Here is a 23,455-nt window from a genome sequence, read left to right on the forward strand (position 1 = left end):
CCTCCTTAAATAATTAAGTTAACAATTAGACCAGTAGCAATTGCTACGCCTAAAATTGCTATAATAAAAGATATTACAAATTTCTTTTTAAATAATTTGGATAACAATATGACTTCAGGAATACTTGCGCCCGCACCACCTATAATTAACGCCACCACCGTACCTAATGACATGCCTTTAGATACTAATGCTTCAGCTATAGGCAGCATTGTTTCTGGTCTGATATACATTGGAATACCAATAACAGAAGCAATAACAACTGAGATAATACCATCGCCACTTGCATATTGAGTTATAAATGCTTCAGGAATAAATCCATAAATAAATGCTCCTATAAATACACCAATAATTAAATAAGGCAACATTGGATATAGGAAAGCCCAAGCATCATTTAACGCTTGCTTAACACGAGATCCCGATTTATTTGAGAAGAAACCATCGCCTTTAACAGTAACGCCTTTATAACTCTCTGCCAGATTCATTTTTGAAAATACAAGACCTGTTAAAATACTGAAAAATGCTAAGACAATAAAATAAACAACAGCAACTTTCCAACCTAATAGAAGCCAAAGCATAAATATCATGAGTGGATTCATGAGTGGGGAAGCGATTAAGAAACTCATAGCCGGACCAAATGGAACTTTTGAGTTTAATAATCCGGCAAGAATAGGAATAGTGGAACAAGAACAAAACGGTGTAATAGCTCCAAAAGCCATACCCAATACATAGTTTGTTGCTTTGTTAGGTTTGCTCAACAGTCTTCGTATTTTATCTTCCGAAACGAGTTGTTGAATTAAACTTACGATAAAACTTACAATTATAAATAGTGATAACAATTCAAAAAATAACATTAAAAATGTTTTGATGAATTCAAAGATTAACTCTGTCATTAGTGAAGCTCCTCTAAATATATTAATCAACTTTTATTGATGTATTAATCAAAAAAAGTTGATTAATACAATGTGAAATAAGGTGAAAACTACAATATGTTACAGCAAGTATCTTCAGTTAATACGACTTGGATTTGTGCTTCGTTGATTTTGTAGTAGTTCCATGTACCGTGCTTTTCAAGAATTAAAATCTGTGCATCGACTAATTTTTTTAAATGATAAGAAAGTTTAGATTGTTTTAAATCTAATAGCGCTTCTAAGTCACATACACATAGTGATTTATTAGGGCTCTGACTAATTTGATTAAGTATTTTTAAGCGGTTTTTGTCAGCGAGTGCGTTGAACATATTTTCATAATAGGTTAATTTGTCATCTTCATTTAAATGATTCGTATTTTTTATAATGTTCATAAGTTACACCTTTCTAATTAATCAATTTTTTTTGATGTATTAATTATAATATATCATGACGATTATTTCAAATTTCAATTTATAACATTATTAATATCATATAGACAACCATCTATATAGATGATATTCTATGTACTTGTGAGAGGGGAGATAAACGTGTCATATAAAGAAATATCGATCGTATTAAAAGTTTTATCTGACCCTAGTAGGTTAGAAATTTTGGATTTACTTTCTTGTGGTGAGTTATGTGCATGTGATGTATTGGAACATTTTCAATTTTCTCAGCCAACGTTAAGTCATCATATGAAATCGTTAGTAGAGTGTGAGTTAATTACTACACGAAAAAAGGGGAATAAGCGCATGTATCAGCTTAACCACGATGTATTTGAACAAATTAATCAAAGTTTAAATCTAATAAATACTACAAATGAATTATGTGTTTGTAAAGATATGAAGTCAGGTGAGTGTTAATGATGACGATATTAGCAATCACAATCTTTGTATTAACGTTAATTTTTGTTATTTGGCAGCCTAAAGGTTTAGATATTGGTATTACTGCATTAATAGGTGCTGTAGTTGCTATAATCACCGGCGTTGTGAGCTTTTCAGATGTACTGGAAGTTACTGGAATCGTTTGGAATGCGACCTTAACGTTTGTTGCTGTTATTCTAATTTCACTCATATTAGATGAAATTGGGTTCTTTGAGTGGTCTGCTATACATATGGTTAGAGCATCAAAGGGTAATGGCTTGAAGATGTTTATCTTTATCATGCTCTTGGGTTCAGTTGTAGCGACCTTCTTCGCAAATGATGGTGCGGCTTTAATACTTACACCTATTGTATTAGCAATGGTACGTAATTTAGGCTTTGATAAAAAAGCAATATTTCCATTTATCATTGCTAGTGGTTTTATTGCAGATACAACCTCATTACCACTTATTGTTAGTAATTTAGTTAATATAGTTTCTGCGGATTATTTCGATATAGGTTTTATTGAATATTTCAGTAAAATGATCATACCTAATTTATTCTCGTTAATTGCAAGCATTCTTGTTTTATGGTTGTATTTTAGAAAATCTATTCCTGGCAAATTTAACGAAGTAAATATCAGAGAACCAAGAGAAGCGATTAAAGATAAAAAACTTTTTAACATCTCGTGGATCGTACTTGCTTTCTTACTCGTTGGTTATTTAATAAGCGAGTTTATAAATATTCCAGTATCTATTATAGTCGGTATCATTGCTTTAATATTTGTATTATTAGCGCGTAAATCTAAAGCGGTACATACGAAACAAGTAATTAAAGGTGCGCCATGGAATATTGTTTTATTCTCCATTGGTATGTATCTCGTCGTTTTTGGTTTGAAGAATGTCGGCATTACGACTTTACTTGGAGATGTACTAACAAATGTTTCAAGTTACGGTTTGTTTAGTAGTATCATGGGCATGGGCTTTATAGCTGCATTTCTTTCATCCATTATGAACAACATGCCAACTGTATTAATAGATGCAATAGCAATTGGTCAATCGAGTGCCACAGGATTATTAAAAGAAGGCATGATTTATGCCAACATTATTGGATCTGATTTAGGACCTAAAATAACACCAATCGGCTCTTTAGCCACACTTCTTTGGTTACACGTGTTAACTCAAAAAGGAGTGAAAATATCTTGGGGTGTATATTTCAAAACAGGAATTATTATCACAATCCCTGTTTTATTTGTAACCCTATTAGGTTTATATTTAACACTAATTATTTTCTAAAAAGAGAGGTAGTAATAGATGAATAAAAAAACAATTTACTTTATATGTACTGGTAATTCTTGTCGTAGTCAAATAGCTGAAGGCTGGGGAAGAGAAATACTCGGCGAAGAATGGAATGTTTACTCAGCAGGTATCGAAACGCATGGCGTAAACCCCAAGGCGATAGAAGCGATGAAAGAAGTAAACATTGATATTTCAAATCATACATCCGATATGATTGATAGTAATATTTTAAAACAGTCGGACCTCGTTGTTACACTTTGTAGTGATGCTGATGATAATTGTCCAGTTATCCCACCTAATGTAAAAAAAGAACATTGGGGCTTTGATGATCCAGCAGGTAAAGCATGGTCAGAATTTCAACGTGTAAGAGATGAAATAGGCGATACAATTAAACGATTTAATGAACTATAAGCATTTAAATTTATTTTGTTATTTTTAAATGAAAAACTTAAAAATGAGTATGAAATAAATCAGAAAAATAATAAAAACCTTCAAAGTAGACACTAAAAGTGAAAACTTTGAAGTTTTTTTATGTCAAAATAGCGATGTATTAATAATTACAGTAGATAGGAATTTAAGTTTTAAATAATAGTAATGTTTTTTAAGAACTAACTAGGGAAAAAGTATATTATAAGCAATAAGATTATAAAAATTAGATATGCTTAGATCTTTACCAATAATACGAGGCAATAATTTTTTGATTTTAACTCAAGATATTGCATGATTAATATACTTGATGTTGTAAAAAAACATAAAAATATTATAAAACGCCTCTATAGCAGATTTGAAGATAGGTCATTTATGGAAAGTGTTGCAAAATTCTTTTGTTTTTACAATAAATATTGTTTGTGATGTTGTATACAAACAAAAAAAGTGGTAAGCTATGCAATGTGGTAAATTAAGAAAATAGGAGAGATATATATGGGCTTTATTATTATGATTATAGTAGGCGGTTTAATCGGTTGGTTAGCCGGCGCAATTTTAGGTAAAGATATTCCAGGTGGAATTATTGGTAATATTATTGCAGGTTTAATCGGTTCAGCTATAGGTAGTAGATTATTAGGCACTTGGGGTCCAGTTTTAGGTGGCGTTCCAATCTTACCAGCATTAATCGGGGCAATCGTATTAATCCTAATTGTTTCACTTATTATGAAAGCAATTAGAAAATAGTATATAACCACTCACCATTTGGTGGGTGTTAGTACTTAGACAAACCATTTGCTATAAAGCATTTGGTTTTTTTAATAGATACTATTCCTTGAGGGGATATTTGTTCATTCATTTCATTGTTTAATTCTTACATGAAATGGAATAAATATTTTTTCTACTTCAATTATATATTTATTTTGTGTTTTTGCTTTTATATGAATGCAGTCAATGAATAATTGTAATTGATGATATTGTTTTTGTTTTAAAAACAGTAGTGATTTGGGCCGACTCCTGCGGGAAAGCACTAGTCGAAGACTACAGGCTGAGACAGTGCCCGCGGAAAGCGTGCACAAAAAACTGCCAACAAAGTCATAGATTTTGTCGACACTCTGTTACTCACCATTTGGTGGGTGTTTTTTAAATTTTGATAATATTGATACGTCTTTGTACAAATAAAAAAGCTAACCGTTTTCTATTTTAGAAACGATTAGCTTTTTTTATTTTTTCGTAAACTTCAATGTATGTGAAATCTATTTTTTACTTATTAAGTTTTTGATTCCTTTTATAATAAAGCCTACTACTACAGATCTGAAAACACGTGATATAATATTTTTCATTATTAATCCTCCTAAGTTACAATTCAAATTTCCTTAATTTGCTGTATAGTTTCTTTACCCAATTTTCGATGGAATATTGGAGAAAATAGAAAAATTTTTAACTTTTAATAAAATAATGCTTATTTTCCAAAAGAAATAAGACCGTCTTCATCTGCTTTGTTAAAGAAAATCGTAATGATACCACTAATGATAGCGATAACGTATGGAATGCCTGTCCAAAAGAACACTAAATGTACAATACCTTGTAAAAGTTGATTTGAGTAAAATTTATGAATGCCACACCAACCGAGTATAAATGCAAGTATAACGTAAATGACTTTATTTACTTTCATATGTCTAGTCCTTTCATTTTAAAATTATTATCTTAATTATCTCTTATATTAAGCGATTCAACAATCGAAAACAATTAATGAAAAACGAATTCTCGTAAAAAGCCAATTATTGTTTCGAACTTTTTATTTAATTCATATATAATATAGTTAAATAAACATAATAAGGAGCATACAAATGATTAGAAAAGCTAAACCTAACGATAAGCATGAAATTGCAAAATTATGTTATATCATTTGGAGTCAATTAGACATTGACTTAGTGGAATATACTGAAAAAGAGAGATTACTAAAAATTATGGAACAAAGTATGGTGGATGTACAATATAGAGGCCATTATAGTAACACTTGGATATACGAAATCGATGGTGAAATTGCGGGTTGCTTAATTGCATACCCTGGTGATAAAGAGTTAGAGCTTGAAAAGGCTTGGTTAGATATGGAATTAGATGAAGATATTAGAGTTTATGGAACGCCGATGCCAATGAAAGAAGCTAATGATGATGAATGGTATATAGAAACTGTTGCTACCTTTCCAGAATTCAGAGGGCAAGGTGTCGCTACTAAATTAATTAAACATGTATTAGAGACGTATCCAGAAGAAAAATGGAGCTTAAATTGTGATTTACTCAATGATGGAGCGTTACATGTTTATAAAAAATTAGGGTTCCAACCTACAAGTGAATTTGATTTATATGGTCATATGCATTATCACATGGTTCATGTAAAAGCCTGAGCTTTTATTTTTATTCGTTTAAAAAGTAAAAAAATCGATCTTCATGAGTATGAAGATCGAAAAAGTAATACTTACTTTATTTGATTGCTTGGTTAAAGTTGTTTGTTGAGAAATATATTAAATACCACCGAGCAGAGCACTAATATAAATACCAAGTGCATACAGTAGACCGAAGAATGTGTTCGTTTTTCCTGTTGCGACCATTGCCGGCATCATAGTTGTCGGCGTGTCATTCTTTTTGAATCTACGTACAGCCTTGATAGGTAGCGGGAATGACAGTAAAGCAAGTAAAAAGAAAATTGAACCACCAGGTTGGAAGAACGTAATATAGATAACTAATGCATACGCGACAATGTACATTAATGCTAAGAAGCGTATAGAGTTATTTTTACCTAATAAAATAGGTAATGTCTTACGACCACTTTCTTTATCTTTAACACGGTCACGAATATTATTAGCCATATTGATTAAACCGATTGTTATAACAATTGGAAGACTGATCCAAACAGCTAGACTTTGTAAATTACCTGTTTGAATGAAGAATGCAATTAAAATAATAATCATACCCATGAAAATTCCAGAGAATACTTCACCAAAAGGAGTCCAAGAAATTGGGAACGGCCCACCCGTATATAAATAGCCGATTGCCATACACACGAGTCCAATTGGTATGAGCCAGAACGAACTGTTGATGGCTATAAATAGACCTAGTAAAGCGACAATGACATAAAATGCAATGGCTATATTCATGACTAACTTAGGACTCATGCCATTTCGAACGATTGCACCACCTATTCCTACAGAAGTGTGGTCATCTAATCCTTTTTTGAAATCATAGTATTCATTAAACATGTTTGTTGCGGCTTGAATTAATAAACAAGCGATTAACATGGCTAAAAGCAAAGCAAGACTTAGATGATCTTCACTACCGAGTAGGAATATTTTTGCAGTAGCAGTACCAACAAGTACTGGTACCACAGCGACGGTTAAAGTATGTGGTCTCATTAAGTGCCAGTATTTTCTGACAGTAGAATATTGTTGATATTGAGATGCCATAAAATTTTATACCTCGAATTCTTTTATATTAAAATATTTTTTATCAAATTTATTTTAATGGAAGAACTTGTAAAGGTCAAATAACGTGAAAATTATATAAATGAAATAGGCTAGATACCATACACATATTGTGAAAAGTGGTACAATATTATAATGAGTGCAAACTGATAAATGAAAGAAGTGAAATAGATGACTTTGGACGTCAAGGAAAGTGAAATTGTCGAAGCGGTATACGAAAGTAATCATACTTGGGTTTCTGTAGAAGCAAAATTAAATTATGAATTAGATCCTACTGTATTATTCCATGTTACGGAAGACAGTGCAGGAGACCGTTTTTATTTTAAAAAAAATGACAACAAAACTTCATTCTTTGGCTATCATGCTATTAAAAGATTTAAAAATGACTTTGAAAGTAAACAATCTATTTTCCGAGAATGGGAAAAATATAAAAGTGATATTGATTTAATTCATCCAAATTCAGAACGACATCATTTAAAAATTTGTGGCGGATTTCAATTTTCAACACATAAATCTGGAGATGAGTGGCGTGAATTTGGTATTAATCATTTTATATTACCTGAAGTATTGGTAACTATGGAAGAAGGAAACACGTATATTACCTATACTGTAGAAGCAGATCAATTTGAAATTGACTCATTTTTAACGATTATAGATAAGTTAACTCAAGAAAATGTTAGCCCAGATTTTGAAAAAGGTGAAATTAAACGCATTGAGGATATTTATAAAGATGAGTGGCGTGATTTAGTTAAAGATACAATAGATATATTAGATGAAAACAAAAAAATTGTGCTTGCAAGAAAACGATTGATTATGTTTGATAAAAATATAAACATCCCTTATATCTTAAACCAAGCAACACAAGGTGAACATAATAGTTACTTATTTGTATTAGAATCACAAGACAGTGTATTCTTTTCACAAACACCTGAACAATTAATGGAAATTAATGATGAAATATTATCTACAAAAGCAGTTGCGGGTACGATTAAACGTACACATCAAGATGATGTGGATAATGAAAATATAAATGCATTTTTAAATGATGAAAAAAACTTAAATGAACATCGCTTTGTAGTAGATAGCATATTGAATGACATTGAATTGTATGTAGAAGATATTACTTACAATGAAAAGCCACAAATTTTAACAAATGATCATTTGTATCATTTGTATACGAAAATTAAAGGACAATTGATTAGTGAATCTTACATTGGTTTATTAGATAATCTTCACCCGACGCCGGCACTTGGAGGTTACCCAAAAGAGGAAGCAATTGAATATATTGAACAAAATGAGTTTGGAACACGTGGGCTTTATGGCGCGCCAGTTGGCTATATTGACATGTATGATAATTGTGAATTTATCGTTGCAATTAGATCTATGTTGATTAAGAAAAATCAAGCAACATTATTTGCTGGTTGTGGAATTGTAAGTGATTCTGATGCGGATAGTGAAGTAGAAGAGACTGCTGTTAAATTTAGCCCAATGATGAAAGCATTAGGAGTCGAGAAATATGAATAACCATACAACTGCATTAACAAAACAGGTATTTACTTTTGTTTCAGAACTATATGCATACGGAATAAGAGAAATAGTGATAAGTCCAGGATCTCGTTCAACACCAATGGCAATTGCAATTGAAGCACACCCTAAAATGAAATCTTGGATTCATCCAGATGAACGTAGTGCCGCTTTCTTTGCGATGGGATTAATGAAAGGCAGTGAGCGACCAGTTGCGATTCTTTGTACATCTGGTAGCGCTGCTGCGAATTATACACCGACCATTTCTGAAAGTAGCTTGAGTCATTTACCACTTGTGGTACTAACAAGTGATCGTCCACATGAACTCAGAGGTATTGGGGCACCACAAGCAATAGATCAAACAAATATGTTTGCAAATTATACACAATATCAATTTGATTTCCCAATTGCTGATAGTAATGATGACCAAGACTTTATGACGAATACAGTTAAATTCCAATTACAAAAAGCGAGTCAGTATTTATATGGCCCGCATCGAGGTCCAATTCATCTGAATTTACCATTTAGAGAGCCACTGACACCTGATTTAGAAAAAGTTGAATGGTTAACTTCAGATACGAAGATTATGCCACATTACCAAAAAACGACGAGTCTCAATGAAATAAATGTAATTGTTAAAAAACGCAAAGGTCTTATTATCGTTGGCGATATGCAGCATCAAGATGTAGATCAAATACTCACATTTGCGACGATACATGATATGCCTATACTTGCTGACCCACTAAGTCAATTACGTCGTGAGCATCATCCTAATGTAATAACAACCTATGATCTTTTATTTAGAGCGAGGGTTGGAAGTGGATGTTGATTTTATAATTCGAGTAGGTAAACCAGTTATTTCCAAAAAAATAAACCAATGGTTAAAAGAGACGAAGGCATTTCAAATTTTAGTGCAGAATAACGATAGACCAGATGCATTTCCAATAACACCTCATGTTTCTTACGAGATGTCTGCAAATGATTTCTTTAGACAATTATCTGAGACGACGACAGTTGAACGGAAGCAATGGTTAGAAAAATGGCAATCATTAGAGAAACATGCCAAAGTTGAAATTAAAGATTATGTGAGAACTGCGACAGATGAAGCGGCTTACGTAGCAAATGTACTAGACAAACTAACAACAGCTGATGCATTATTTGTGAGTAATAGTATGCCAATTCGTGATGTAGATAATTTGTTTACTGACTGTGAAGCAGAGATTTATTCAAATCGTGGAGCTAACGGTATCGATGGTGTTACTTCAACAGCATTAGGCATGGCGGTGCACAAGAAAGTGACATTGTTGATTGGTGATTTAGCCTTTTATCATGATATGAATGGCTTACTCATGTCTAAATTAAATGATATCAACTTGAATATAGTGTTATTAAATAATGATGGTGGGGGAATCTTTTCATATTTACCACAGAAAGATACAGCTGATGCATATTTCGAAAGATTATTTGGCACACCAACAGGATTGGATTTTGAACATACTGCGCTACTTTACGACTTTACATTTAAACGATTTGAATCTATTGAAGCATTTAAATACACTGAGTTATCCAAATTTGGCGCACATATTTATGAAATTATGACGCATAGAGAAGATAACCTACAACAACATCTTAAACTCTATAAAAAGTTGAGTGATATTATCAATGTTACATTATAAATTTCATCGAGCGAATCAATCAACCAATCAATTAATAGTGATGCTACACGGATTTATTAGTGATCAGCACGCATTTGATAATCATATTCAAATGTTGAAAGAAAGCGTAAATATCGTAACAATTGACTTGCCTGGACATGGTGTAGATGAATCTCCATTTAATCAAGAATGGGACTTTCCTTTTATTAGCCAACAGTTAGATGAAACGCTAGAAGTGTTTAGTGCATATCAATTATTTTTACATGGCTATTCAATGGGTGGTAGAATAGCGTTGTATCATGCAATTCATGGCAACACTAAATTGACAGGTCTTGTTTTGGAAAGTACATCTCCAGGCATTGAAGATCAAACAGCACAGATAGAAAGACAACAAGTTGATTATGCACGTGCCCAAGTATTAGAAATTGCAGGATTAGAAGTTTTTGTTAATGATTGGGAAAAACTGCCACTATTTTATACACAACATGACTTAGATAAGATTACTAAATTAAGTATTCGTAACATGAGAATGCGCCAAGACGCATCAAGATTAGCAAAAGCTTTGAGAGATTACGGTACTGGCAACATGCCTAATTTATGGTCGGAATTGAATCAAATACAAATCCCGACATGTATTATTGTTGGAACTTTAGATGGTAAATTTTGTGAAATTGCTCAAAAAATAGTTTCAATTATACCGAAAACTGAACTTTTTGAAATAGCACAGAGTGGACATACTGTTCATGTGGAAGAAATGGCAGAATTTGATAGAATAGTATTAGGTTTTATTCAAAAGGAGGAGCAAAATGACTAGACAGTGGGAAACAATTAAAGAATATAAAGAGATTAAGTATGAATATTACGATGGAATCGCTAAAGTAACAATTAATCGTCCTGAAGTGCGTAATGCTTTTACACCAAACACGGTACAAGAAATGATGGACGCATTTACTAAAGCACGTGATGATCAACGTGTTGCTGTTATTATTTTAACAGGTGAGGGAGATAAAGCATTTTGTTCTGGTGGAGACCAGTCAGTACGTGGCCACGGTGGCTATGTAGGTGAAGATCAAGTTCCTCGTTTAAACGTATTAGATTTACAAAGACTTATTCGTGTAATTCCAAAACCAGTTATCGCAATGGTAAGAGGTTATGCAGTAGGTGGCGGCAATGTATTAAACGTTGTATGTGATTTAACAATTGCTGCAGATAATGCCATCTTTGGTCAAACTGGACCAAAAGTAGGATCATTTGATGCTCGGTTACGGTTCTGGTTATTTAGCTCGTATCGTAGGACATAAAAAAGCACGTGAAATTTGGTATTTATGTCGCCAATATAATGCACAAGAAGCATTAGATATGGGATTAGTTAATACAGTAGTACCTCTAGACGAAGTAGAAGATGAAACTGTTAGATGGTGTGAAGATATTAAGAAACATTCACCAACTGCTTTAAGATTCTTAAAAGCTGCTATGAACGCAGATACAGATGGCTTAGCTGGACTTCAACAAATGGCCGGAGATGCAACATTACTTTACTATACAACGGATGAAGCAAAAGAAGGTAGAGATGCGTTTAAAGAAAAACGTGATCCTGATTTTGATCAATTCCCTAAATTCCCGTAAGGAATTATTATATTAACCGTTATTGAGAGGTTAACATATACTGTCGACAAAGTATCAGACTTTGTCGACATTTTTTTGCGCTTTTGCGCAAGTACAACTTCGACTTTACTATGTATCTTTATACGGAATTATCTAAGATATGATTTCGATCCATTATTGTGACTTTATTCAGTGATTTTGCCCATAGTAAAAGAATAAAAAAGATGAATAACTGGAATCATTACATAGATTTTATTTTTATATAAAAATAAGATAGTGTATCAATTTATAGTTAGAAATACGTTGTTTAAAAAACTCTTTTAATAGTTATAATATATTTGACTATAATTTAAAAATATATTAATATTATAATGAAAAGAAATGAGGGAGAACAATGGCATCAGACGCTAACGACCAAATACGAAAAGAAATGTGCTACTTATTTTATATTACGAGTAAAGAAGTTGTAAATCGTTTTAATCGCTACTTAAAACAGTATGATATAAGCTTTCCTAACTATATTGTATTACTTTATATTGAAAACGATAAAAATGTTTATATTAAAACGTTATGTGATGAACTCTATTTAGATTCTGGTACTATAAGCCCTATAATTAAACGTTTAGAAAAAAAAGACCTAATTAATCGAATCAGAACAGAAGAAGATGAACGTAGAGTTAAAGTGAGATTAACAGAAAAAGGTTTGAAACTTAAAGAAGAATTCAGCAAAATCTCCGAAGATGTTATTCAACAATTTGATATGGAAGGTGAAGAGTCAGTTACTTATTATCAAATTTTAAAAGCGTTTGCTGAGAAAAATGTTTTTAAGAAAAATGAAGATTTATAAATATAAAGCACCCGCTAAACATTGAAGATAATTCAACATTTAGCGGGTGCTTTTGTGTCTATAATAAAAAATTATTGTTGATAGTATTTCTTAAGAAATTCTTCAAGTCTTCTCATACCTTCTTTTAAGGCGTCAAGTTCATAAGCATAGGATATACGTACATGACCTTTACCTAAATCAGTAAAAGCTGAACCTGGTACCATTGCTACATGTGCTTTTTCAAGTACATTAATACAAAATTCAAAATCGTCATCAGTAAATTTTTTGATGCTAGGGAAGATATAAAAAGCACCTTCTGGCTTAGCATCAAGTTCAAATCCGAGAGACTCTAATTTTTGAATTAAAAAATCACGACGTTCAATATAAGCTTTATTCATATATTGTGGTGCTTCTAAGCCTTCATTTAAAGCGACAATACAAGCAATTTGTGCTCGGTACATTTGCACAAATACAATTATAAGCATGCATAAATGTTAACTTTTCAATTAAGTACTCAGGTCCAATTAAAAATCCAATACGGATACCAGTTGCAGAATGTGATTTACTTAAACCACCTACGAGTAAAAGTTGATCGCGGATAGCATCAAATTCTGCAAAAGAAGTATGTTTTCCACTAAATGTGTTTTCAGCATAAATTTCATCACTAATTATGAATATCTCTTTATCTTTCAAGGTCTCAGTGATTGCTTGAACCTCATCATACGATAATATGACGCCAGTAGGGTTAGTTGGATAGTTAAGTAATATTGCTTTTGTATTGTTCGTAATATGAGCTTCTATGGCCTCAGGAGTGATTTTATACTGAGACTGAGTTGTATCTATGAAAATTGGAACGCCACCCAGTGTTTTAATTAAAGGAATGTATCCTGCATAAATAGGGCCAGGAACAATAATTTCATCGCCTTGATTAATAATACTTCGTAATGCTGTATCTAATGCTTCACTAGCGCCATTAGTAATAATAATTTCTTCAGTACTATACTTAAAATGATAGCGTTGCTCAAAATATTCACTTACAGCGTTTCTTGTTTCAAATAATCCTTTATTATGCGAATAGGTTGTTTGATCTTCATTTATCGCATTAATATATGCAGATTTAACTACATCTGGCATAGGAAAATCTGGTTGGCCAATTGTTAAATTGATACAGTTATCAATGTTCTTAATACGACTTGAAAATTGACGTATGCTTGGTGCGCTTAAATATTTAGCATTATTGTTTAAAGAAAGTTTCATTGATTATTTCACCTCGAGATTAAAAATACCGAATTGTATTTTTATATGTATGATTAATAGATATCATCAAATTATTTCTATCATAACATATTTAAAATAAATACAATTCGGTAAAAGCTTTTATTAACCTTTGAATTTAGAAGGTGACTGCAAATTAATAACTGGGTTTGTCCATTTTGATACAAAACGTGTCGATAAAATATAAACAATGAAACATGTTGCACTTAAAAGATAAATATAAGTTAAAACAGATATTTCATCTTTAAACGGATGAAGACCGAAACCACGAACCACTCCGATTACAAGACCATGTAATAAATAGATATGCATTGTTCTACGTCCTATATAAGTAAAGAATTTTTCTTTTTCAGGTATTAAATTCAAGAAAGAAAACATTGTTGCTAAAATAATAAAATAAAGGAGTAATCTTTTGAACGGACTGTAAAGATCTTGTTTCCCTTCTAATGACATATATGGCGAATCACCTAACAACCAGTCTGAATTGATTGGATGAATGGTATAGATTATATAGAAAGTCACTAAAATTATAAAAGCAATAGGGACGAACTTTTTATTTCGTAAAATTTGAGTATGTTTACTTGTAAATAAATAACCTAAATAAAATATCGGAAAGAACATAATCGTTCTTGAAAAACTCAAATAATTATCAATATTGTCAGAATAACCAGCAAATAATGAAAAAATGATTGCTATTGGTAAGACAAAATAAGGTTTATAGTCTTTAACAATTACTAAAATCACATGAAAGAAGAATAATGTAAGTAAAAACCAAAGTGCGAACACTGGATCGAAAGGATCGAATTGAACGCTATCTTCTTTACCAGTTAAATAATAATATATAGAGAAAAAACCAAAGAAAATAATATAAGGTATTAATAGTTTTTTAGAGACTTTTTCTAAATAACCAGCTTCTCCTGCTTTTTTTGCAAAGTAACCAGAAATAAATAAAAATGTCGGCATATGAAAGCTGTATATTGTTAAGTACAACGACGATAGATATGTACTCGCTTCATTGTAAGGTTGTAATAAATGCCCAAAGACAACAAGAAAAATCAATATTGCTCTTGCATTGTCAAAAAAGTAATCTCTCTTTTTTAATTGTGCCATGCTTTTTCTCCTTTAAAAGTGCCGGGTGAATTTTATAATCACTGATACTAATTTATTATAAATCATATGAGAAATGCAACAAAATAGATCGATTTGTATTTTATTATTGTATATTATGTAGAATGACATTATAATATTAAGAAATATAATAGTGTCATTTGATTGGTAGTAACAAGTAAATTAACATAGTGGAGATGAAGCAACATGTACAAACAACTAGAACAATTAATTACACTGACGAGTAACGATTTGAACTTAGTAAGTAGAAGGTTTGGCCAACGTACAGATTTAACTTCAGAGCAATTAGAAATGTTAAGAATTTTATACAATTATGAAGTTTTATCTCAATATGACTTAACTATGAAAATTAATAAAGAACAATCAATTGTATCACGTTGGATAAAAAAACTTTGCCAAATGGGTTACATAACTAGTAAACAATCTAATAAAGATTTGAGATGTAAAGATTTAATGGTAACGGATAAGACAAAGGAACTTGTACAACAAATTAATGAGGTAAGGGTAGCTTTAATTGAAGCGCGCTGCCAAAATTTAACTTCACAAGATATAGAAGACTTAAACCATTTGCTATATAAATTAAACGTTCGTCATGCTTATTTACGTTAGATTATTGGGGCTGATTAATTTATATGAAAGCACCAATAAATAAAAATTTAAGAGTACATGTATCACTCATAGAAAATATCTGTTGAGTGATCATGTACTCTTATTTTAATTGTATAAAAGAAAATATAGTATTGTAGGTGTAAATTAAGCTTTATAAGTATTTACATCAAAATATTTACCTAATTTACCCATTGAATCATAGAACCCTTTAATACGTGTGGCATTGTGCTCTGCCCATCTTACGTCAGTTGCGTATTGATGTTCACCTGGATTTTCAGGGTTCCAACGCATTTTATAAAGTGTATTTTGACCTTGGCTGATGTATGAACTTGAGATGAATTTAGCGCCACCAACGATTGCTTTTTTAACTGTATCCCAACCGTTAGATTTGGCAGTAGCGAAACCTTGTTTAACTGCATCGCTATCAACTGCTCCGATACCAAACATATTATAATATTTGTTTGGACCATCTGTTACGACTTTATCATCTACTACATCGCCACCGTTAGCAAGTTTTGAAGTACCATCGCCTGTTTCTAATAGAGCATGTGAGATTAAATAAACTTCATTTATATTGTAAGCCTTAGTCGCTTCACTGAATGCTTCGCCTTGACCTTCTAAAATGCCTTTACCAACTAAAAGTTTATCTAAATCTGCTGAAGCAATATCTTGAGATTTATCTAAACGTAAGAATTGATATTTTTGAGTAGGGTCTTGTGCTAATTTACCAGTATCCATAGCATTTTTTATTTCGATAGGTGTAGCATCTTCCCATTTACCTGGTGTGTGTTGAATTTGAGGTTTGGTTTTTAAACCTGCTTGAATTGCAACAGCTTCATCTAGCGTTAGACCAGATTGATAATATTTGATTAACTCTTTGCGTAAGTCTTCTTCTTTAATCCAAACCATTTGGCCATTAGATAGTTTGCCGTGATACCAAGTCACACCATTGACAACTTGTTTCTCGAATACTGTAAAGATACTTTCATAGAAATCATTTAATGAGCCTGCTGGTTGATTAGAAGTTGGATCTAAGTAATAACTACCATCAGCATTATAAATAACATAATCAAATTTATAAGGTGTAACTGCCGATTTAGTTACGTCAGATGTTTGAGTTTCGGTTGCAACTTTATTATTTGTATTTGTATTTAAATCTTTAGCCGCAATCCATCCAGTCTTGTTATTAACATTACCGTACACGTATTCATCTTTATCCACTTTAACTGATTTAGAAGCATTAAATTGATTGTTTTTCACATTTTTTAATGAGTCTAATTGTTGAGCTTTTGTACCCCAAGGTACTGCATAAAGTCCATTATTTGTAGATTTAATTGTGAATTGACCATTTTTAGCAGATGTTTTACTTAAATCACGTGTATTGATGTCTTTTGTATTAACCCAACCTAATGGTGTGTTTTGGTTAGAATTTTGAATTAATACGTAAGTGTTATCGCCTTGTGTACGTTTTTTTGTAACGTTAAATGTACGGCCTGATAATTTAGATGCATCTTTGGCTTTTGTATCATTAACTTTAGTCTTAATACCAGAATTTGTATTATTTAATTGACCAATTTTACTTACTGATTGAGTTGGGTTTGCTGTATTTTTAGTAGCGGCTTCATTAACTGTAATATCACCGGTTTGCATCCAACCTATATTACTATTCGTTTTGTTATCTGTTATTAAGTAGAAACTATTACTTCCAAGTGTAGCTTTTTTACTTAATTTATAAGTATTGCCATTCACATATGGTTTTTGTACACCTTGTTTGTCGTAAACTGAAGTGTAGACACCATGATTTGTTTTGGCTACAGTACCTTGTTGGTTAGTAAGATTAGTTACTGATAATTGACCTGTATTTGCGGGTGGGGCAACAGTTGAACTTGGTGAAGACAACTTACTTAAACTTACCCAACCAGATAAATCATTTACAGAGCCATAAACATAGTTTGTTTTACCAATTTGTTGTTGTTTCGTTGCTTTAAATGTTTGGTTAGCGTTACCTGAAACAGTTCCAGCTTTTTGAGAGCTAGTACCCCAAGGGACTGTATATAAAATTTCGCCTGGTTTAATATTATAAGTTTTATTTATCGCAGTAACAGGTTTAGCTGTATTATAATCCACATCATTTTGGTGAACCCAACCAATTAAGTTCCCTTTATTATAATCAATTACCAAATAGAAATTTTCGTTGCCTATTTTGGCTGATTTTGTAACTTTTAGTGTTTGATTTGTACGATCAGTTTTTTTACCTTGGTGGTCATAAACTGTTGCATATAAGCCATCATTCGTAGTATTAATACGGCCAACACCATTATTAGCTTCTACTGTTAATGAACCTGTTTTTGGTGGGGTAACAGTACTACCAGTGTTACTAGAACCACCCGTACTACCTGAGCCACCAGTATTGCTAGAACCATCTGTATTTGTAGATTCGTCTTTGCCACTAGTACTACCTGAAGATGTTGCTCCCCAAGGTGCTACTTGACCAGTTTTAATTAAATATTTTTCATAGATTAGGTCATATAATTCATCATAACTGTAGTTATATGAAGCTAAGTAACCATGAGGGTCCGTATGATTAGAACCACCTAGGAAAGTACTAACGGCTTGGTGAGTCCAAACTGTACCTTGTCCATCGTACTCAGCACTATCTGGTGAAAGACCATAATATTGTAGGTTTGTTGCCGCATAATCAGCATAATTGTTAATTGAACGTGCAAATGAATCATAATCATGTGTATGAACTAACTCAACATGAATAAATCGATCGTTTGCGACTGGACCAACGCCCCAAGCAAGATAGTCAGTATTTGCAGTTTCAATAATACGATTACCGTCAATATATGCATGAACAAAAGCACTATTATAATTATTCTTCATGTAGTTAATTTCACCAGTAATAGTTGAGTTATCATTTGCAGTTTCGTGTAAAACGATACCTTCTGGTTTACCATAACGATAATTATATTGCGGTAAATAACTTGCAATATCTTGTTCATAATTTGGAGCTTGGAAGTTATTGTTACGAATATAGTTATTAAGTGATGAACTCACTTGTGGACTATATCTTGGTAGAGAACTTGTTGTGCCTGCTTCTCTTGTTATTGCAGAACGCGTTGAAAGCGTATTATTTACATTAGCTGATGCTACTCTTAATTTAGGAGTAGCTTCTGTACTTACTGTTGTCGCAGTAGTACTTGGCGTACTAGGCTTAGTTGCAGTTGATGTTGCCTTACTATCTTCGCTTGTGCTTTGTTCACTTACGTCAGAAGAGGCATCTACTTTATTATCTTCAGAAGCTTTAACATCTTCATTAGAAGCATCTTCTTCAGTAGCTTTAGCATCTTCAGAATTCTGTTCACTTACGTCAGAAGAAGTGTTGTCTTCTTTATTATCTTCAGAATCTTTAGCATCCTTATCATCTTGAACGTCTTTATCAGAAGTATCTTCTTCAGATTGTTGAGTATCTTCAGAATCTTGTTCGTCTAAGTCAGAAGAAGTATCTTCTTCAGATTGTTGAGCGTCTTCAGAATCTTGTTCGTTTAAGTCAGAAGAAGTGTTGTCTTCTTTATTATCTTCAGAAGCTGTAGCATCCTCATCATCTTGAACGTTTTTATCAGAAGCGTCTTCTTCAGACTGTTGAGTATCTTCAGAATCTTGTTCACTTACGTCAGAAGAAGTGTTGTCCTCTTTATTTTGTTCAGTAGATTGACTAGTTTCACCATCTTGAACGTCTTCATTAGAAGCATCTTCTTCAGTAGCTTTAGCATCTTCAGGATTCTGTTCGTTTACGTCAGAAGAAGTGTTGTCCTCTTTATTTTGTTCAGTAGATTGACTAGTTTCACCATCTTGAACGTCTTCATTAGAAGCATCTTCTTCAGTAGCTTTAGCATCTTCAGGATTCTGTTCGTTTACGTCAGAAGAAGTGTTGTCCTCTTTATTTTGTTCAGTAGATTGACTAGTTTCATCATCTTGAACGTCTTCATTAGAAACATCTTCTTCAGTAGCTTTAGCATCTTCAGAATTCTGTTCGTTTACGTCAGAAGAAGTGTTGTCCTCTTTATTTTGTTCAGTAGATTGATTAGTTTCATCATCTTGAACCTCTTTGTCAGAAACATCTTCTTTAGTAGCTTTAGCATCTTCAGAATTCTGTTCGTTTACATCAGAAGAAGTGTTGTCCTCTTTATTTTGTTCAGAATTTTGATTAGCTTGATTGTCTTGAACGTCTTTATTAGAAGTGTCTTCTTCAGTAGCTTTAGTATCTTCAGAATTTTGTTCGTTTACATCAGAAGAAGTGTTATCTTGAGCTGTATTTTGTTCAGTAGCTTGCGTATTTTCAACAGTTTGATTGTTATTAATTGGAGTTGTTGTATCATCAGTTGAATTATCTTCATTATTTTGAACATTAGTATTTTCCTCAGATTGTTGAGCATTTTTAGAACTTTGTTCGTTTACGTCAGAAGAAGTGTTGTCCTGAGCTGTATTTTGTTCAGTAGTTTGCGTATTTTCAACAGCTTGACTGTTATCAACTGCAGTAGTTGCATCATCAGTTGAATTGCCTTCGTTGTGTTGAATATTTTGATTAGAAGTATCTTCTACAGATTGTTGAGTCTCTTCGGAATCTTGTTGGTTTAGGTCAGAAGAAGTATTGTTTTGAGCGGGCTCTTGTTCAATACTTTGAGCATCTTCAGAATCCTGAGTGTTTTCAGTTACTTCATTAGCCTCAGATTGCGTATTCGCTTGGTCTTCTTGGCCTGAAGTTTGTTGATTGTATGTATCTTGACTTGGTGTTTGCTCAGAGTTCAACTCATCTAATTCTGCATCGTAAGTATTAACTTCGTTTGCTAAGGTCTGTTCAACTTGTGTAGGGTCTTGGTATGATTGTGTACCTGAAATATTAGTGGTAGGTTTACTAACTTCAGATTTGATTTGTTCACTTTGTTTAAGTGTATTCTTATCATCTAACACATTCTCGTTTGTAGATTTATTTTGTACGTCATCTGCAGCTTGTGCTTGATGAGATGTTAAAGCTGTACCTGCTAACGTTAGTGCTACCATCGACGGTACTTTATAAGTAAACTTTTTCTTAGTCATTAAACTGCCCCTTTAACTATATAATTTAATGTCTATTATAATACGACTTTTGGAGGAGTGGTTTACTTTTTACTGATTTGTAATATAAAATTAATCTAATTAAGTTTTGGAAAAGTTATAACATCTGATTTAATGCGTTATAAAGCTTAATTTTGAAAATATTGAAATATTACACAAATCGAAATATTACAAAAGATAGTTGCAATATAAATACAAAAACATATTAAATTGGGTTAAATTGATTTTGTCATAGCAATATGATCAATATTTTCCTCAATAAAAATCTTTCCAAAAGGTTTATATCCTAGAGATTCATAAAAAGTTTGAGCATGGCATTGTGCATTTAGCATTAAGGAATGATGGCCTTGATTTTTAGCGGATTCTTCTAAAAATTGCATGAGTAGTTTGCCATATCCAGATTTTCTATGAGATAAAATAATAGCAACTCTTTCTATTTTAACGGCATTGTCATAAGGACGAAATCTACCAGTGGCGAAGGGGATGTTGTTTTCATCATATCCAATGATATGCGTAGCAATAGCTTCGTATTGATCTATTTCATTTTCTAACGGTACACCTTGTTCAAGAACAAATACTTGTTTTCGAACACTGTATGCATCTTCCATCATGGAAGGCGTGGTAACAATTTTAAACATAACAATTCCTCATTTCATTTATTTTGGTTAAAAAAAGACCCTATCAAAGTTTAATATGATAGGGCGTTAATTTATTGATTATTGTGCTTCTTTTCTAATTATCGCAGTATATTGCCAAAAAATTCGCATTTGAGCAATATTCCAATTATTCATACCCATAGTAAAACCAGACGGTCTGAATAAATTAACATCTGTAACCTCTAATGCGACCGCAATAAGATATTGGATAGGTACGCTAATTTCTTTCATTGTTTCTGTTATACCATTTTGATTATAAACCCACGAAAACGGTAATTCTGATTCAAAAACATCAACTTTTTCGAATATTTCTGGAAGTCCAACAATATAACATGCACCATCGATGATAGGGTTGTTATCACTATCTTTATAGTATATGCGTAAAGCTTCATAGTTTTCACGGTGTTCATGATTGACATAGAAAAATTCATTTCTAAAAAGCGCCATATCTTTGCTGTGTATCATTTGTTGTTCTAAAACATTAAACATTCCGTTTACATGAGCAAGTTTTTCGTATGTTTTGCGTGACATATAGTGAGCTCCTCTCCACAGTTAATATTGATTAGTTGGTACTTCTTGAGCATTTTGTTGTTGACTAGGATCTACCTGTTGCTGATTAGGATCAGTTTGTTGCATGTTGTTATTCTGTTGTTGCTGATTATTATTGTTTTGTTGTTGGTTAGGGTCTACTTGTTGTTGATTAGGATCAGTCTGTTGTTGGTCGCTATTCTGTTGTTGTGAATTATCGTTGTTTTCAGTGTTATTTAATTCAGATGAATTGTCTTCATCTTCATCATTGGTAGTATCATTTTGATTTTTTCTAAGTAGGCTACTGTCTAACTCTGTTTGTGGTACGAGTGTACCATAAAAATCAGTGACACGTTGATTTAAGAAATCACTTGTATCTTCAATCTTAGGTAAATTTAAATCATCACGTAGTAAATTTGAAGTGTCTTGAATACTATTAATATCTGGATTGTAATAATAGATTCCATTTAAGTAATCATCTTCACCTTCAAGTTGTTTACTTTTGATTTCAACATCATCTTTTAAATAAGATGTTGCAAGAGCTTTTACCTCATCATAGCTTAAATTATGTTTTGAATTATTCCCAACTATTTCAATAACATCATCTAGTTTACTAAAGGAACCGAGCATTTTGTGCCTTAGCAAAGAGTTTTTTAATTAACTCCATTTGTCTTTGACCACGTTTTAAATCAGAATCATGATGTCGTGTTCTAGCGACTGCTAATGCTTCGTCGCCATTTAGTTTTTGATGTCCTTTTTCAACTTTTATTTTGCCACTGTCATCAGTATTTGGTTCACTGATGTCATAAGGGACATTATATTCAATGCCACCAAGTTCATCAACAGCATCTACGAATGCATCCATATTAATACGTACATAATAATCAACCGGTACGTTTAAAGTAGCTTCTACAGAATCCATTGAAGCTGTAGGTCCACCATAAGCATGTGCATGCGTGATTTTATCGTAATAACCTACTTTTGGAATATAACTGATTGTATCACGTGGAATGCTTAGCATTCTTATTTGTTCTTTATCGGAATTAAATGTTGAAAGAATCATTGCATCGGTTCTTGATTGTTCAGTACTTTGCCCATTTTTTTCTCGTCCACTATTTCCATCAATACCTAAAAATAAGATAGAAATAGGATCTTTAGAAGGATCGACTTTAGATTCACGAATGTTTGATTTCCTAGAGGAGTCACCATCGTTAAAAGAATTCTCAAAAGCGCCTTGAGATGATTTGAGTAGAATGATAGCAAATATAACCGGAACAACGACAAGAACTAAAGATAGAAATATTAAAAAATATTTTAAAAATTTATTCATGTTTGAAGCTCCCCATGTATATGATTTTGTACATGTTACTATATTATCGTTAAATGTTATAGCTCTTTTAACTATATTAAATATTTGTAAAGAAGAAAATGTACTATAACTTATAATTTTATTACTATAGCTAGTAAATATCAACTATGAATGTGTTATTTTCAAGTTTAAAGTAAAATTAAATCAGGGTATGTGAAGTATAATGCTTATATATTGGAATTTATCAGTAG

The 23,455-nt window shown here is 32.2% G+C and carries 17 protein-coding genes and 4 pseudogenes; 11 read left to right on the forward strand and 10 right to left on the reverse strand.

Annotation, left to right across the window (positions count from 1 at the left end; all coding sequences use genetic code 11):
• Window positions 1-5: 5 nt before the first annotated feature.
• Window positions 6-890 carry a permease gene (locus ABLV95_RS02635; protein WP_427705056.1) on the reverse strand — a complete coding sequence of 295 codons (885 nt, stop codon included), beginning with the start codon at window positions 888-890 and terminating at the stop codon, window positions 6-8.
• 89 nt (window positions 891-979) lie between these two features.
• Window positions 980-1,300 carry an ArsR/SmtB family transcription factor gene (locus ABLV95_RS02640; RefSeq protein ID WP_285322905.1) on the reverse strand — a complete coding sequence of 107 codons (321 nt, stop codon included), beginning with the start codon at window positions 1,298-1,300 and terminating at the stop codon, window positions 980-982.
• Between the two features lie 156 nt (window positions 1,301-1,456).
• Here ABLV95_RS02640 and ABLV95_RS02645 point away from each other — a divergent pair, with 156 nt between their 5' ends.
• The 4 genes from ABLV95_RS02645 to ABLV95_RS02660 all read left to right on the forward strand — a co-directional run bounded on the left by ABLV95_RS02645 (window position 1,457) and on the right by ABLV95_RS02660 (window position 4,236).
• Window positions 1,457-1,771: an ArsR/SmtB family transcription factor gene (locus tag ABLV95_RS02645; RefSeq protein WP_427705053.1), complete on the forward strand. Its 315-nt coding sequence runs from the start codon at window positions 1,457-1,459 to the stop codon at window positions 1,769-1,771.
• The gene (gene arsB, locus ABLV95_RS02650; RefSeq protein ID WP_460876308.1) at window positions 1,771-3,063 is read left to right on the forward strand and encodes an arsenite efflux transporter membrane subunit ArsB; all 1,293 of its coding nucleotides are present in this window, start codon (window positions 1,771-1,773) and stop codon (window positions 3,061-3,063) included. The genes ABLV95_RS02645 and arsB overlap by 1 nt, the downstream gene beginning before the upstream one ends.
• An 18-nt stretch (window positions 3,064-3,081) precedes the next feature.
• Window positions 3,082-3,477: an arsenate reductase (thioredoxin) gene (arsC, locus tag ABLV95_RS02655; protein WP_427705048.1), complete on the forward strand. Its 396-nt coding sequence runs from the start codon at window positions 3,082-3,084 to the stop codon at window positions 3,475-3,477.
• 510 nt (window positions 3,478-3,987) lie between these two features.
• The gene (locus ABLV95_RS02660) at window positions 3,988-4,236 is read left to right on the forward strand and encodes a GlsB/YeaQ/YmgE family stress response membrane protein (protein WP_069818224.1); all 249 of its coding nucleotides are present in this window, start codon (window positions 3,988-3,990) and stop codon (window positions 4,234-4,236) included.
• 715 nt (window positions 4,237-4,951) lie between these two features.
• Here ABLV95_RS02660 and ABLV95_RS02665 read toward each other — a convergent pair.
• Window positions 4,952-5,164 (reverse strand): TM2 domain-containing protein, encoded by a 213-nt coding sequence (locus tag ABLV95_RS02665; RefSeq protein ID WP_427705046.1) that lies wholly within the window; start codon window positions 5,162-5,164, stop codon window positions 4,952-4,954.
• A gap of 175 nt (window positions 5,165-5,339) precedes the next feature.
• Between ABLV95_RS02665 and ABLV95_RS02670 the strand changes: the two genes are divergently transcribed.
• Complete coding sequence (locus ABLV95_RS02670; protein WP_427705044.1) at window positions 5,340-5,897, forward strand: GNAT family N-acetyltransferase; 558 nt, start codon at window positions 5,340-5,342, stop codon at window positions 5,895-5,897.
• 117 nt (window positions 5,898-6,014) lie between these two features.
• Here ABLV95_RS02670 and ABLV95_RS02675 read toward each other — a convergent pair whose 3' ends face one another.
• A complete protein-coding gene (locus ABLV95_RS02675) occupies window positions 6,015-6,953 on the reverse strand; it encodes a 1,4-dihydroxy-2-naphthoate polyprenyltransferase (protein ID WP_460876310.1) in 939 nt (312 codons plus the stop codon).
• 189 nt (window positions 6,954-7,142) lie between these two features.
• On the opposite strand from ABLV95_RS02675, the gene ABLV95_RS02680 reads away from it, so the two are divergent.
• From ABLV95_RS02680 to ABLV95_RS02700, 5 genes and pseudogenes are all read left to right on the forward strand, one after another.
• Complete coding sequence (locus ABLV95_RS02680; RefSeq protein ID WP_069818227.1) at window positions 7,143-8,495, forward strand: isochorismate synthase; 1,353 nt, start codon at window positions 7,143-7,145, stop codon at window positions 8,493-8,495.
• A pseudogene (menD, locus tag ABLV95_RS02685) lies at window positions 8,488-10,171 on the forward strand (2-succinyl-5-enolpyruvyl-6-hydroxy-3-cyclohexene-1-carboxylic-acid synthase). The gene ABLV95_RS02680 and the pseudogene menD overlap by 8 nt, the downstream one beginning before the upstream one ends.
• Entirely contained in the window at window positions 10,158-10,964 is an 807-nt protein-coding gene (gene menH / locus ABLV95_RS02690; protein WP_069818229.1) for a 2-succinyl-6-hydroxy-2,4-cyclohexadiene-1-carboxylate synthase, read from the forward strand. The pseudogene menD and the gene menH overlap by 14 nt, the downstream one beginning before the upstream one ends.
• Window positions 10,957-11,776: pseudogene (gene menB / locus ABLV95_RS02695) on the forward strand (1,4-dihydroxy-2-naphthoyl-CoA synthase). Before menH ends, menB begins: the two are co-directional and overlap by 8 nt.
• Window positions 11,777-12,149: 373 nt before the next feature.
• Window positions 12,150-12,602, forward strand: coding sequence for a MarR family winged helix-turn-helix transcriptional regulator (locus ABLV95_RS02700; protein ID WP_002508053.1), 453 nt, complete (start codon window positions 12,150-12,152; stop codon window positions 12,600-12,602).
• A 71-nt stretch (window positions 12,603-12,673) separates the two neighbouring features.
• Here ABLV95_RS02700 and ABLV95_RS02705 read toward each other — a convergent pair.
• Both ABLV95_RS02705 and ABLV95_RS02710 read right to left on the reverse strand, forming a co-directional pair.
• Window positions 12,674-13,838: pseudogene (locus ABLV95_RS02705) on the reverse strand (aminotransferase class I/II-fold pyridoxal phosphate-dependent enzyme).
• Between the two features lie 123 nt (window positions 13,839-13,961).
• Window positions 13,962-14,966, reverse strand: a complete 1,005-nt coding sequence (locus tag ABLV95_RS02710) for an acyltransferase family protein (RefSeq protein WP_460876313.1) — start codon at window positions 14,964-14,966, stop codon at window positions 13,962-13,964.
• A 204-nt stretch (window positions 14,967-15,170) separates the two neighbouring features.
• Between ABLV95_RS02710 and ABLV95_RS02715 the strand changes: the two genes are divergently transcribed.
• The gene (locus ABLV95_RS02715; RefSeq protein ID WP_002508050.1) at window positions 15,171-15,593 is read left to right on the forward strand and encodes a MarR family transcriptional regulator; all 423 of its coding nucleotides are present in this window, start codon (window positions 15,171-15,173) and stop codon (window positions 15,591-15,593) included.
• Window positions 15,594-15,737: 144 nt separating this feature from the next.
• Here ABLV95_RS02715 and ABLV95_RS02720 read toward each other — a convergent pair whose 3' ends face one another.
• The 4 genes and pseudogenes from ABLV95_RS02720 to ABLV95_RS02735 all read right to left on the reverse strand — a co-directional run bounded on the left by ABLV95_RS02720 (window position 15,738) and on the right by ABLV95_RS02735 (window position 23,225).
• Complete coding sequence (locus ABLV95_RS02720) at window positions 15,738-20,693, reverse strand: GW dipeptide domain-containing protein (protein ID WP_460876315.1); 4,956 nt, start codon at window positions 20,691-20,693, stop codon at window positions 15,738-15,740.
• A 233-nt stretch (window positions 20,694-20,926) separates the two neighbouring features.
• A complete protein-coding gene (locus ABLV95_RS02725; protein WP_427705036.1) occupies window positions 20,927-21,349 on the reverse strand; it encodes a GNAT family N-acetyltransferase in 423 nt (140 codons plus the stop codon).
• A 78-nt stretch (window positions 21,350-21,427) separates the two neighbouring features.
• Window positions 21,428-21,898: a DUF2538 family protein gene (locus ABLV95_RS02730; protein ID WP_460872518.1), complete on the reverse strand. Its 471-nt coding sequence runs from the start codon at window positions 21,896-21,898 to the stop codon at window positions 21,428-21,430.
• A gap of 21 nt (window positions 21,899-21,919) precedes the next feature.
• Window positions 21,920-23,225, reverse strand: a pseudogene (locus tag ABLV95_RS02735) (LCP family protein).
• Window positions 23,226-23,455: the final 230 nt, after the last annotated feature.

The organism is Staphylococcus sp. Mo2-1 (assembly GCF_046721385.1).
GTDB classification, from domain to species: domain Bacteria; phylum Bacillota; class Bacilli; order Staphylococcales; family Staphylococcaceae; genus Staphylococcus; species Staphylococcus equorum_A.

What these genes read in the sequence shown, in the direction of transcription:
- ABLV95_RS02720 (WP_460876315.1), bottom strand. Translation starts at nt 20,693, where the DNA reads ATGACTAAGAAAAAGTTTACTTATAAAGTACCGTCGATGGTAGCACTA.
- ABLV95_RS02700 (WP_002508053.1), top strand. Translation starts at nt 12,150, where the DNA reads ATGGCATCAGACGCTAACGACCAAATACGAAAAGAAATGTGCTACTTA.
- ABLV95_RS02660 (WP_069818224.1), top strand. Translation starts at nt 3,988, where the DNA reads ATGGGCTTTATTATTATGATTATAGTAGGCGGTTTAATCGGTTGGTTA.
- ABLV95_RS02640 (WP_285322905.1), bottom strand. Translation starts at nt 1,300, where the DNA reads ATGAACATTATAAAAAATACGAATCATTTAAATGAAGATGACAAATTA.
- arsC (WP_427705048.1), top strand. Translation starts at nt 3,082, where the DNA reads ATGAATAAAAAAACAATTTACTTTATATGTACTGGTAATTCTTGTCGT.
- ABLV95_RS02675 (WP_460876310.1), bottom strand. Translation starts at nt 6,953, where the DNA reads ATGGCATCTCAATATCAACAATATTCTACTGTCAGAAAATACTGGCAC.
- ABLV95_RS02665 (WP_427705046.1), bottom strand. Translation starts at nt 5,164, where the DNA reads ATGAAAGTAAATAAAGTCATTTACGTTATACTTGCATTTATACTCGGT.
- ABLV95_RS02730 (WP_460872518.1), bottom strand. Translation starts at nt 21,898, where the DNA reads ATGTCACGCAAAACATACGAAAAACTTGCTCATGTAAACGGAATGTTT.
- ABLV95_RS02635 (WP_427705056.1), bottom strand. Translation starts at nt 890, where the DNA reads ATGACAGAGTTAATCTTTGAATTCATCAAAACATTTTTAATGTTATTT.
- arsB (WP_460876308.1), top strand. Translation starts at nt 1,771, where the DNA reads ATGATGACGATATTAGCAATCACAATCTTTGTATTAACGTTAATTTTT.
- menH (WP_069818229.1), top strand. Translation starts at nt 10,158, where the DNA reads ATGTTACATTATAAATTTCATCGAGCGAATCAATCAACCAATCAATTA.
- ABLV95_RS02725 (WP_427705036.1), bottom strand. Translation starts at nt 21,349, where the DNA reads ATGTTTAAAATTGTTACCACGCCTTCCATGATGGAAGATGCATACAGT.
- ABLV95_RS02680 (WP_069818227.1), top strand. Translation starts at nt 7,143, where the DNA reads ATGACTTTGGACGTCAAGGAAAGTGAAATTGTCGAAGCGGTATACGAA.
- ABLV95_RS02715 (WP_002508050.1), top strand. Translation starts at nt 15,171, where the DNA reads ATGTACAAACAACTAGAACAATTAATTACACTGACGAGTAACGATTTG.
- ABLV95_RS02710 (WP_460876313.1), bottom strand. Translation starts at nt 14,966, where the DNA reads ATGGCACAATTAAAAAAGAGAGATTACTTTTTTGACAATGCAAGAGCA.
- ABLV95_RS02670 (WP_427705044.1), top strand. Translation starts at nt 5,340, where the DNA reads ATGATTAGAAAAGCTAAACCTAACGATAAGCATGAAATTGCAAAATTA.